Origin of the sequence: Pseudomonas sp. Xaverov 83, assembly GCF_019352905.1 — a bacterium.
Lineage (GTDB): Bacteria > Pseudomonadota > Gammaproteobacteria > Pseudomonadales > Pseudomonadaceae > Aquipseudomonas > Aquipseudomonas yamanorum.
On record NZ_JAAAFU010000026.1, the window covers coordinates 1 to 11,537 of the forward strand.

Annotated in this window: 10 protein-coding genes; 5 read left to right on the top strand and 5 right to left on the bottom strand. The window is 61.4% G+C overall.

All coding sequences use genetic code 11. The features are described 5' to 3' along the window. Positions 1-244 precede the first annotated feature (244 nt). The 5 genes from K0H47_RS10180 to K0H47_RS10200 are packed head-to-tail and all read left to right on the top strand — an operon-like array spanning position 245 to position 5,799. Positions 245-1,894, top strand: coding sequence for an AMP-binding protein (locus tag K0H47_RS10180; RefSeq protein WP_219272498.1), 1,650 nt, complete (start codon positions 245-247; stop codon positions 1,892-1,894). Between the two features lie 22 nt (positions 1,895-1,916). Then, positions 1,917-2,684: an SDR family NAD(P)-dependent oxidoreductase gene (locus K0H47_RS10185; protein WP_063030093.1), complete on the top strand. Its 768-nt coding sequence runs from the start codon at positions 1,917-1,919 to the stop codon at positions 2,682-2,684. Between the two features lie 10 nt (positions 2,685-2,694). After that, entirely contained in the window at positions 2,695-3,879 is a 1,185-nt protein-coding gene (locus tag K0H47_RS10190; RefSeq protein ID WP_219272499.1) for an acetyl-CoA C-acyltransferase, read from the top strand. A gap of 9 nt (positions 3,880-3,888) precedes the next feature. Beyond that, positions 3,889-5,016 carry an acyl-CoA dehydrogenase gene (locus K0H47_RS10195; RefSeq protein ID WP_219272501.1) on the top strand — a complete coding sequence of 376 codons (1,128 nt, stop codon included), beginning with the start codon at positions 3,889-3,891 and terminating at the stop codon, positions 5,014-5,016. A 9-nt stretch (positions 5,017-5,025) separates the two neighbouring features. Then, positions 5,026-5,799, top strand: coding sequence for an enoyl-CoA hydratase (locus K0H47_RS10200; protein ID WP_010171088.1), 774 nt, complete (start codon positions 5,026-5,028; stop codon positions 5,797-5,799). A 139-nt stretch (positions 5,800-5,938) separates the two neighbouring features. On the opposite strand, the gene K0H47_RS10205 is transcribed toward K0H47_RS10200, so the two are convergent. The 5 genes from K0H47_RS10205 to K0H47_RS10225 form a co-directional block, all read right to left on the bottom strand. Next, positions 5,939-7,090, bottom strand: coding sequence for an acyl-CoA dehydrogenase family protein (locus K0H47_RS10205; RefSeq protein ID WP_063030096.1), 1,152 nt, complete (start codon positions 7,088-7,090; stop codon positions 5,939-5,941). 3 nt (positions 7,091-7,093) lie between these two features. After that, the gene (locus K0H47_RS10210) at positions 7,094-8,197 is read right to left on the bottom strand and encodes an enoyl-CoA hydratase/isomerase family protein (RefSeq protein ID WP_093197031.1); all 1,104 of its coding nucleotides are present in this window, start codon (positions 8,195-8,197) and stop codon (positions 7,094-7,096) included. A gap of 142 nt (positions 8,198-8,339) precedes the next feature. After that, a complete protein-coding gene (locus K0H47_RS10215) occupies positions 8,340-9,038 on the bottom strand; it encodes an HPP family protein (RefSeq protein ID WP_093197026.1) in 699 nt (232 codons plus the stop codon). Positions 9,039-9,213: 175 nt separating this feature from the next. Next, positions 9,214-9,444, bottom strand: coding sequence for a type VI secretion system contractile sheath small subunit (locus K0H47_RS10220; protein ID WP_093197022.1), 231 nt, complete (start codon positions 9,442-9,444; stop codon positions 9,214-9,216). Between the two features lie 469 nt (positions 9,445-9,913). Beyond that, the gene (locus tag K0H47_RS10225; protein WP_219272503.1) at positions 9,914-11,536 is read right to left on the bottom strand and encodes a phospholipid carrier-dependent glycosyltransferase; all 1,623 of its coding nucleotides are present in this window, start codon (positions 11,534-11,536) and stop codon (positions 9,914-9,916) included. Between the last annotated feature and the right edge of the window lies 1 nt (position 11,537).

The following is an 11,537-nucleotide window of genomic DNA, read 5'->3' on the forward strand; positions in this document are numbered from 1 at the left end:
TGGGGCAAGAGCGTTTTGCTTACTTTTGCGCTCTTCAAAAGTGAGCCGCTGTAAGAGCGGAACCATAGGCCGCCGTTACCTAAATAACGGATATACACACACAACCCAAAAAAAGCCCCCCATTGGCCAAACCAGTCAACCAAGTTGAAAGCTTTGACCATTGCCCACCCACCGCTCTAGAGCGACTATTTCACCGGTCTACGTACCCATCCTGAAAATAAAAAACACACAGGGATTTGAAGCGATGCGTGATTACTCGGCCACCACCACCCAGTTCAATTACCAACACACCGTTGACGCCGCCCTGTCGGGCACTCTGCAGGCCCTCAACGCCTGCGTCGAATGCTGCGACCGCCACGCCTTACCCGGCCGCATCGCGCTGTTCTGGGAGGGCAAGGACGGCCGCAGCGCCACGTCCACCTTCACCCAATTACAAGACCAGGCCGCCCGCTTCGCCAACTTCCTCCTGGCCCAGGGCGTAAAGCGCGGCGACAAGGTAGCAGGCCTCCTGCCACGCACCGCCGAGTTACTGATAGTAGTACTCGCCACCTGGCGCATCGGTGCGGTCTATCAGCCGCTGTTCACCGCCTTCGGCCCCAAGGCCATCGAACACCGCCTGAACAGCTCTGGCGCAGCATTGGTGGTCACTGACGCCGTGAACCGTCCCAAACTCAATGAAGTGGCCGACTGCCCAACCATCGTCACCGTCGCCGGCCCCAACGGCGAAGGCATCGTGCGCGGCGATTTCAGCTTCTGGGCCGAACTGCCCAACTACTCCAGCCTCTGCGAACCCGTATTGCTGGGCGCCGACGACCCGTTCCTGCTGATGTTCACCTCCGGTACCACCGGCCCGTCGAAATCCCTGGCAGTACCGCTCAAGGCAATCGTGGCATTCCAGAGCTACACCCGCGACGCCGTCGACCTGCGCCCCGAAGACGCATTCTGGAACGTCGCCGACCCGGGTTGGGCCTACGGCATCTATTTCGGCGTGACCGGCCCCTTGTCCATGGGCCATCCGATCACCTTCTACGACGGCCCGTTCACCCTCGAAAGCACCTGCCGCGTCATCAACAAATACGGGATCACCAACCTCACCGGATCGCCCACGGCCTATCGCCTGCTGATTGCCGGCGGCGAGCAGTTCGCCAAGTCGATCAAGGGCAAGCTACGCATTGTCAGCAGCGCCGGCGAGCCCTTGAACCCGGAAGTGATCCGCTGGTTCGCCGACAACCTCGGCGTGACCATCCACGACCATTATGGCCAGACTGAATTGGGCATGGTGCTGTGCAATCACCACGGCCTGGAACACCCGGTGCACGTGGGTTCCGCCGGTTTTGCCTCGCCAGGCCACCGCATCGTGGTACTGGACGACAACCACCAGGAACTGCCCGCCGGCCAGCCGGGCATCCTCGCCATCGACCGCGAACAATCGCCGATGTGCTGGTTCGCCGGCTACCACGGGGTCAAGACCAAAGCCTTCGTCGGCAAGTACTACCTCAGCGGCGATACGGTGGAGCTGAACCCCGACGGCAGCATCAGCTTTGTCGGGCGCAGCGACGATGTGATCACCACCTCCGGCTACCGAGTAGGGCCGTTCGATGTGGAAAGTGCATTGATCGAGCATCCGGCAGTGGTGGAGGCCGCGGTGGTGGGCAAGCCATGCCCGGAACGCACCGAGATCGTCAAAGCCTTTGTGGTGCTCAGCGAGCAATACCGCGCCGAGCCGGCCCTGGCCGAAGAGCTGCGCCAGCACGTGCGCAAGCGCCTGGCGGCGCACTCGTACCCACGGGAAATCGAATTTGTCAGCGAGCTGCCCAAGACCCCGAGCGGCAAGCTGCAACGCTTCATTTTGCGTAATCAGGAAATTGCCAAGGCCCAGGCGGCCACGGCGTGACCCATTCTTCAAGGAAACAGTGATGCAGATTGAGAACAAGGTTTTTCTGGTCAGCGGCGGCGCTTCAGGCCTCGGCGCGGCCACGGCCGAGATGCTCGTAGCGGCCGGTGCCAAGGTGATGCTGGTGGATTTGAACGCTGACGCAGTGGCGGCCCAGGCGCAAAAGCTCGGCGAGCAGGCCCGCAGCGTGGTCGCGGATATCAGTCAGGAAGCCGCTGCTGAAGCTGCGGTGCAGGCCACGGTGGCAGCCTTCGGTGGTCTGCACGGGTTGGTCAACTGCGCCGGTGTGGTTCGCGGCGAGAAGATCCTTGGCAAAAATGGCCCTCACGTTCTGGCCAACTTTGCCCAAGTGATCAACGTCAACCTGATCGGCAGTTTTAACCTGCTGCGCCTGGCCGCGGCGGCTATCGCCGAAACCGAAGCGAATGCCGATGGCGAGCGCGGTGTGATTATCAACACGGCGTCGGTGGCGGCGTTTGACGGCCAGATCGGCCAGGCGGCCTATGCCGCCTCCAAGGGTGCGATCGCCAGCCTGACCCTGCCTGCCGCCCGTGAGCTGGCGCGCTACGGGATTCGGGTGATGACCATTGCCCCCGGCATTTTCGAAACCCCGATGATGGCTGGCATGACCCCGGAAGTGCGTGAGTCCCTCGCCGCCGGTGTGCCATTCCCGCCACGCCTGGGCAAGCCAGGCGAGTACGCCGCGCTGGTGCGGCATATCATTGAAAACAGCATGCTCAACGGCGAGGTGATCCGTCTCGACGGTGCCTTGCGCATGGCGGCCAAATAAGGAGATTTTCATGACTGATCCCATCGTTATTGTCAGCGCAGTACGCACCCCAATGGGCGGGTTCCAGGGCGACCTCAAGGGCCTGACCGCCCCGCAACTGGGGGCTGCGGCGATTCGTGCAGCGGTCGAGCGTGCCGGTATTGCCACCGATGCCGTGGATGAAGTGCTGTTCGGTTGCGTGCTGCCCGCCGGCCTCGGCCAGGCACCTGCACGTCAGGCTGCTCTAGGCGCAGGTCTGGATAAATCGACCCGCTGCACTACCCTCAACAAGATGTGTGGTTCGGGTATGGAAGCCACGATCCTGGCCCATGACTCGTTACTGGCGGGCAGCGTGGAAGTGGTCATCGCCGGTGGCATGGAGAGCATGTCCAACGCGCCGTACCTGCTGGACCGCGCCCGCAGCGGCTACCGCATGGGCCACGGCCGGGTGCTCGACCATATGTTCCTCGACGGGCTTGAAGACGCCTACGACAAGGGTCGCCTGATGGGCACCTTTGCCGAAGACTGCGCCGAGCACAACGGCTTTTCCCGTGAGGCCCAGGACGCGTTTGCCATTGCTTCCCTGACCCGTGCGCAACAGGCGATCAGCGACGGTAACTTCATCGCCGAAATCGTCCCGGTGCAGGTCACCGTGGGCAAGGAACAGAAAACCATCACCCACGACGAACAGCCGCCAAAAGCCAAGCTGGACAAGATCGCCACCTTGAAACCAGCCTTCCGCGAAGGCGGTACGGTGACGGCGGCCAACTCCAGTTCGATTTCCGATGGTGCAGCGGCGTTGTTGCTGATGCGCGAGTCTGAAGCGCAGAAGCGCGGGCTCAAGCCGCTGGCGGTTATCCATGGCCATGCGGCATTTGCCGATGAGCCTGGCCTGTTCCCGGTCGCGCCGGTGGGGGCGATCCGGAAGCTGATGAGCAAGACTGGTTGGAACCTCGACGAAGTCGACCTGTTTGAAATCAACGAAGCCTTTGCCGTGGTCAGCCTGGTGACCATGAGCAAGCTGGAGATTCCCCACAGCAAGGTCAATATCCACGGCGGCGCCTGTGCCCTGGGCCATCCGATTGGCGCGTCCGGCGCGCGGATCCTGGTGACCCTGCTCTCGGCCCTGCGCCAGAAAGGCCTCAAGCGCGGCGTTGCGGCCATCTGCATCGGCGGCGGTGAGGCCACGGCCATGGCTGTTGAATGTCTGTACTAAGGAATTTCTATGCTCCCGAATGACGAACAACTGCAAATCAGCGAAGCCGCCCGGCAGTTCGCCCAGGAGCGGCTCAAACCGTTCGCCGCCGAATGGGACCGCGAGCATCGCTTTCCCAAGGAAGCCATTGGCGAAATGGCCGAGCTGGGCTTTTTCGGCATGCTGGTCCCGGAGCAATGGGGTGGTTGCGACACCGGCTACCTGGCCTACGCCATGGCCCTGGAAGAGATCGCCGCCGGCGACGGTGCCTGCTCGACCATCATGAGCGTGCACAACTCGGTGGGCTGTGTGCCGATCCTCAAGTTCGGCAACGACCCACAGCGAGAACAGTTCCTCAAGCCCCTGGCCAGCGGCGCGATGCTCGGCGCTTTTGCCTTGACCGAGCCCCAGGCGGGTTCCGACGCCAGCGGCCTGAAAACCCGCGCCCGGCTGGAGGGCGATCACTACGTGCTCAATGGCTGCAAGCAGTTCATCACCTCTGGGCAAAACGCCGGGATCGTGATTGTGTTTGCGGTCACTGATCCGGCTGCCGGCAAGCGCGGTATCAGCGCCTTTATCGTGCCTACCGACTCGCCGGGCTACAGCGTGGCGCGGGTCGAGGACAAGCTCGGCCAGCACGCCTCCGATACCTGCCAGATCCTGTTTGAGGACTTGAAGGTGCCGGTGGCCAACCGTTTGGGCGAGGAGGGTGAAGGCTATCGGATCGCCCTGGCCAACCTCGAAGGCGGGCGCGTCGGCATTGCGTCGCAAGCAGTGGGCATGGCCCGGGCGGCGTTTGAGGCGGCCCGGGACTACGCCCGCGAGCGGGAAAGCTTTGGCAAGGCGATCATCGAGCACCAGGCCGTGGCCTTCCGCCTGGCGGACATGGCGACGCAAATCGCCGTGGCGCGGCAGATGGTGCATTACGCCGCCGCCCTGCGTGACAGCGGCAAGCCGGCGCTGGTGGAGGCGTCCATGGCCAAGCTGTTTGCTTCGGAAATGGCCGAAAAGGTCTGTTCGGCAGCCTTGCAAACCCTCGGCGGTTACGGTTACCTGAGCGACTTTCCCCTGGAGCGGATCTACCGCGATGTGCGGGTCTGCCAGATTTACGAAGGCACCAGCGATATTCAACGCATGGTCATTTCACGCAATCTCTGAGGAGTATCTATGAGTTACGAAACCATTTTGCTGGACGTCCAGGGCCGTGTCGGGCTGATTACTCTCAATCGCCCGCAAGCGCTGAACGCTTTGAACGCACAGCTGGTCAGTGAGCTGAACCAAGCGTTGGACAGCCTGGAGGCCAATCCGGAAATCGGCTGTATCGTGCTCACCGGCTCGAAAAAGGCCTTTGCCGCCGGCGCCGACATCAAGGAAATGGCCGAGCTGACCTACCCGCAGATCTACCTCGACGACCTGTTCAGCGACAGCGACCGCGTGGCCAACCGCCGCAAGCCGATCATCGCCGCAGTCAACGGTTTCGCCCTGGGCGGCGGTTGTGAACTGGCCTTGATGTGCGACTTCATCCTGGCCGGTGACAACGCCAAGTTTGGCCAGCCGGAAATCAACCTCGGCGTACTGCCGGGCATGGGCGGCACCCAGCGCCTGACCCGCGCCGTAGGCAAGGCCAAGGCCATGGAAATGTGCCTGACCGGACGCTTTATCGATGCGGTGGAAGCGGAGCGCTGCGGGATTGTCGCGCGGATCGTGCCGGCGGATGAGCTGTTGGACGAAGCATTGAAAGTCGCGACCCTGATTGCCAGCAAATCGGTGCCCATCAGCATGATGGTCAAGGAAAGCGTCAACCGCGCGTTTGAAGTGAGTCTGTCGGAAGGTGTGCGCTTTGAGCGTCGGGTGTTCCATGCGGCGTTTGCCACACTGGATCAGAAGGAAGGCATGGCGGCGTTTGTGGCCAAGCGTGCGCCGGAGTTCAAGGACAAATAAACACCGTCCTGAAACGCTGAAGATCAAAAATGTGGGAGCGGGCTTGCTCGCGAAGACGGTATTACAGTCACCCGATGTATCGACTGATCCACCGCCTTCGCGAGCAAGCCCGCTCCCACATTGGTTCTGGGAATACCTGTTACAGCTGGTAGTTTTTCAACTCTCTGGCAATCACCATTCGCTGAATCTCGCTGGTGCCCTCGTAAATCTGGGTAATCCGCGCATCCCGGTAGTAACGCTCCACCGGGTAATCCTCCAGATACCCATAACCCCCATGGATCTGCATCGCCGACGAGCAGACCTTCTCGGCCATTTCCGATGCGAACAGTTTGGCCTGGGACGCTTCCGACAGGCACGGCTTGCCCGCACTGCGCAATCGGGCCGCGTGCAGGATCAGCAAGCGCGCCGCATTCAGGCGGGTTTGCATGTCGGCCAGCATATTCGCCACGCTCTGGTGTTCAATGATTGCCTTGTCGAACTGCACCCGGTCACGGGCGTAGGCCAGCGCTGCTTCAAAGGCGGCGCGGGCGATGCCCAGCGCCTGGGCGGCAATCCCGATGCGCCCACCTTCGAGGTTGGACAGGGCGATAGCCAGGCCTTTGCCGCGTTCGCCCAGCAGGTTGGCTTCCGGCACCGTGCATTGGTTGAGGGTGACGGCACAGGTGTCCGAGGCACGGATGCCCATTTTGTGTTCGGTACGGTCCACTACGAAGCCTGGGGTGCTGGTCGGTACGAGGAATGCCGAGATGCCTTTCTTGCCCAGGTCGGGGTCGGTCACCGCAAACACAATCGCCAGTTTGGCGCGCTTGCCGTTGCTGACAAACTGCTTGGCGCCGTTGATCACCCACTGACCGTCCCGCAGTTCGGCGCGGGTACGCAGGTTGTGAGCTTCGGAACCGGCCTGGGGTTCGGTCAGGCAGAAGCACCCGATGGCCTGGCCGCTGGCCAGTTCCGCCAGCCAGGTTTCCTTTTGTTCCTGTGAGCCGTAGTTGAGAATTGGCCCGCAACCGACTGAATTATGGATACTCATCAGCGCGCCGGTGGCGCCGTCGCCGGCGGAAATCTCTTCCACCGCCAGAGCGTAGGCCACGTAGTCGACGTAGGTGCCGCCCCATTCTTCGGGCACGACCATGCCCAGCAAGCCCAACTCGCCCATCTTGGCGACGAGGGCGTCGTCGATCCAGCCGGCCTTTTCCCAGGCTTGGGCGTGGGGCGCGATTTCGCCACGGGCAAAGTCCCTGGCCATGTCGCGGATCATTACCTGTTCTTCAGTAAATTCAATATCTTGCATGGCTTAGTTCCCGTTCTTGTCGAAGTCGCGGAAGAAGCTCTCGACATGATCAGCCTCCAACGCCTGGAGGGTGGGAGGGTTCCAGCGAGGGGTTTTGTCCTTGTCGATCAACAGCGCGCGCACGCCTTCGATCAAGTCGCCACGGGCGAACCATTGGCGATCCAGGTGCAACTCCAGGGCAAAGCACTGCTCCAGGGGCAGGTGGCGTCCGCGGCGCAGCATCTGCAGGGTCACAGCCATGGCCAGGGGCGAGCGGGTTTGCATCAGGCTGGCGGTGGTCAGAGCCCAGTCATGGCTGTCGGCGACGGTGACTTGCTGCAATTGCTCGACGATGCTCGGCACATCCGGCAAGGCAAAGAAGTGGTCGATGGCCGGGCGCAGCGCCGCCAGTGGCGCGTCGGGCAATTGTTGCACCGCCAGGCCGGCCAGCAGGCCTTGCAGGTCCTTGAGCGGTGAGTCGTGCCATTTCAGGCGGTCCAGGCGCTGGTCGAGGTCGGCAAGCCTGGCGCTGTCGAGGTACCAGTCTGCCAGCCCGCAATACAGGGCATCGGCGGCGCGAATCTGCACGCCGGTCACCCCGAGGTAGACCCCCAGTTCCCCGGGAATACGCGGCAGGAAATAGCTGCCGCCCACATCCGGGAAATAACCGATGGCGACTTCAGGCATTGCCAGGCGGCTGCGTTCGGTGACCACCCGCAGGTCGGCGCCTTGTACCAGGCCCATACCGCCGCCGAGGACGAAGCCGTCCATCAGCGCCAGGACCGGCTTGCGGTAGCGGTGAATAGCGAGGTCGAGGGCGTATTCCTCGACGAAGAAGTCTTCGTGCAGGGTGTTGCCGTTCTTGAAGCTGTCGTACAGCGAGCGAATGTCGCCCCCGGCGCAGAAGGCTTTTTCACCGGCACCGCGCAACACCACGGCGTACACCTCGGGGTCGTTGGCCCAGGCCTGCAGATGCCGGCTGAGGCTGCGGACCATGTCCAGGGTAATGGCGTTAAGACCGGCGGGGCGATTGAGGGTCAGGTGGCCTATGTGGTTGCGTACGTGCGCCAGGACCTCGTCGTGCACGACCCCGGCGCTGCTTGCTTCGGATGAAACCTGAGCAGTCATCTCTAACTCCCTGCTTTTATTGTTCTTTATCAAGATGTTCGTAAGCGAACCATCTCGCGATCGTACCAGTGCAAATTTGCCCAGTACAAGTCGGAATCATGCAGGTCGTTTTTGCATTTTTGCCCTAGGGAGGATGCCGGCCCTAGCGTTGGAAAACCGCGCCGATCGTCCGTCGCCGGGCATAGCGTTCGCTGGCCTGGATCAGTTCTTCCAGTTCCTGCGGTGTTACGTCCAGGAACTGCTCGCGCTCGGCCAGGGCCTGCTTGAGGTCTTCGGCGCTGATGCCTGGGTTTTCGATGGCCGTTGGCATGAAGTTCGGCGCAGCGGGCTCGCTGGCTCCCTTGGGATAACGCGTGCGGGTTGCGTTGTTATAGGCCAGTGCGCAGGCCAGCAAGGCAGCGGCGCCCAGCATCACTGCGCCCAGTTCGTGCCAGCCGATGGCAATGGACGCGGGATCAGCCAGCACCAGGCTCATCGCCAGCCCACCCGCCGGTGGGTGCAGGCAGCGCAGCCAGCAGATCAGGATGACGGTCATCCCGGCGGCCAGGCATGCGCTGCCCAATGTGCGTCCCAGCACCCGCGCCACCAGCAGCGCAACGACCCCGGCACACAGGTAGCTGCCAATGATCGACCAGGGCTGGGCCAACGCGCCGGAAGACACGGCAAACAGCAGCACCGCCGAGGCCCCCAGCGGACCTATAAGGTGCAAGGCGACCTCCATACCAAACACCTGGGCGCACACCCAGACACTGAACAGGGTGCCTAACGCCATGCCGATGGCGGCACGACTCCATTCGGCGGGGCGGGTATTGATGGCAGCGGGTAACCAGCGAGCGAGCATTGACGGGCGATCCATAAAAAACGGGCAAAAAAAAGGCTTGTCTGGTTTCCCGGAAAAGCCTTTCAAAACAGTTCCTGCATTTGGGGGAGGAACCTGCGCAGTGTGCCAATCGGACAAGGTTGCCGCCAATGCATATTAATGCAGGTCAAGTGCAGTATTTTTGCAGTAAAGCGTCTTAGCCAGCCGGTATCAGGCGGATTGGGGGCGGCAGGGGGCTGCCGATCTTGCCCAGTACCCGATCATTGGTTTCCTCATTGATCAGCAGGTTCTGTACGTTTTCCCGCAGTGAGGGATCGTTGGCCAGAGGCCCCTTGAGTACTACCAGTGCATCGCGCAGTTCCATGAGCCTATCCAGTTTTGGTTGGAGGATGTAACTCACATTTACCGTGTCGCGAGATAACGGCATAACAGTGTCAGAGAGGGAGGGGGCGGGCAATCGATGGTCGGACACAGAACATTCCTCTAAATGAAATAAACGGCAGCGCTAAGTGCTGTTTAAAACGTATTTATTGTTATCGCGGCTGTTTCTTTAATCGGGTACTTCACGATAGATGGCTTGCTATTACGGTCGCCGAATTTCGTACGACAGTAACAGGGCGGCCCTGCACCGCACCTTTGGCACTTCTGAGAATAGTTAGAAGGTATTAAATAAATAACTCACTTTGCAGACGAGTCTACAGTTGGTGACTTGGAGCGGGAAGGGGGCGTGCATCGGCGCATGCGGATAGATGCGTAGGATTTTTCCCGATAGTTACAAACCGAAAAGTTTCGAAGTTTTATGGGTAAAGAAGTTTCTTACATGCACTTGGATTTATAACTACGGATTGTACTGGCACGGGATAAGCAGCCTGTGCCGCTTATCCCGTTAGCAAGTATCAAGGTTGCGCGGGTTTGGTCAAATGCAGCAGCACATAGGGGTTCTTGTCGAACTGGCCGGTCAGCACCGGTTCCAGTGAGCGGATACGCGGATCGCTCAAGGCCTCGTAGTCCGCCTGGCTCATGATCAGCCAGGCAGGCGCCTGGATCGGCGCCAGTTCGGCGGGCAACTGGGTAAACAACGGCACCTGGTCGCAATCGAGGTTGACCATGAACTTGATGGCTTTCGCGTCCTTGCCCAGTGCGTGCAGCACCAGCGGTGCTCGTTCTTGCTGGATGAGCGTGTGGGCCTGGAGGGTAAAGGTGCGCGTGTCATACAGACGACGCTCCAGGGGTTCGACCATCACGATATAGGCGAGCCATACCGCGAGTACGGCAGAGAAAGCCGGCCCCAGGTAGCGAAGGCGTCGGTTGAACAGCAGTCCCAGCGCCAGAGTCTGGAGCGCGATCAGCAGCCCGAACACCGGATTGAGACTACCCATCTGCTCAGGGAAGCGATGACGCGCCACGAACAACCCTGCGATCAGCAGACCCGGAATGACCGCCCACAGCGCCAGCATCAGCCAGCGCAACCCGGCGAACAGTTTTCCGCGGGATACCTGGAATGGATACGCGGCAATGATCGCTGCCATGGGCAACATCGGCAGCACATAGCGGGCTTTTTTCGCCTGGGGCACCGAAAGGCCGATCATCACGATCAAGCCGGCGGCCAGGCAGTACAGCACCAGTTTCAGCGCCGGGCCCTTGTCTTCGCGGCCACCGGCAACAATCGCAATCAGCGCCAGTATGGCCAGTGGATAGGCAGGTGCGTAATTGCCCATCGAGCTGGTGAAGTAATACAGCACGCTACCGGAGCCTTCGGTACCGTCCATGCGGCCGAGGAACTGCATGCGGATCACGTCCTGCATGAAGGTTTCACCGCCACTGAGCTTGGCCAGCAACAACAACAGGCCGACACACGCCGCCAACAACGCCAGCGCCAACAGGCCAAAACTGAACAACTGCCGCCACTGACGATTGATCAGGTAATAGCTGCACAGCATGCCGGTGGGAATCACCAGGCCGATCGGCCCACGGATCGCAAACCCCAGGATCAGCAGCAGAAACAGCCAATGCAGACGCCGGCAGGCGCCGAAATGGTCGTGGGCATAACCCAGGTAAAACACCGCCAGGGCCACGGCGGCCAGCATCTGGTCGAGGGACACCGCGCGGGTTTCGCTGATGAAGGTACTGCTGAGCAGCATCACCGCGATGCTCAGGAGCGCCCAGCGCCGGGAGTAGGGTGCTGTCAGTCGGTACACCAGCACCACGATCAGCGCTGAAGCGATGGCCGTGGGCAACCAGGCCGTCAGGCTGGTGACCTGCCCCAGGGGCAAGGACAGCAGCCAGGTCAGCAGCGTCGAAGTGGCCAGGTAATCGGCGTAAGGCTGGCCATACGTCGTCGGGAAGAACCCCGGCCCATGGCGCAGCATCTCCTGGGCGAACAGCACGAAGCGCGAATCAAAACCGATGATGGCCTGGTTCCAGTTGCCTGCGATAAACAGGACCAGTGCCAGGAGCCCCAGCACCCAAGAGTGTCGGCGGATCGTCGGGCTGAGCAGGGGCGGATGGGCTTTGTCCACG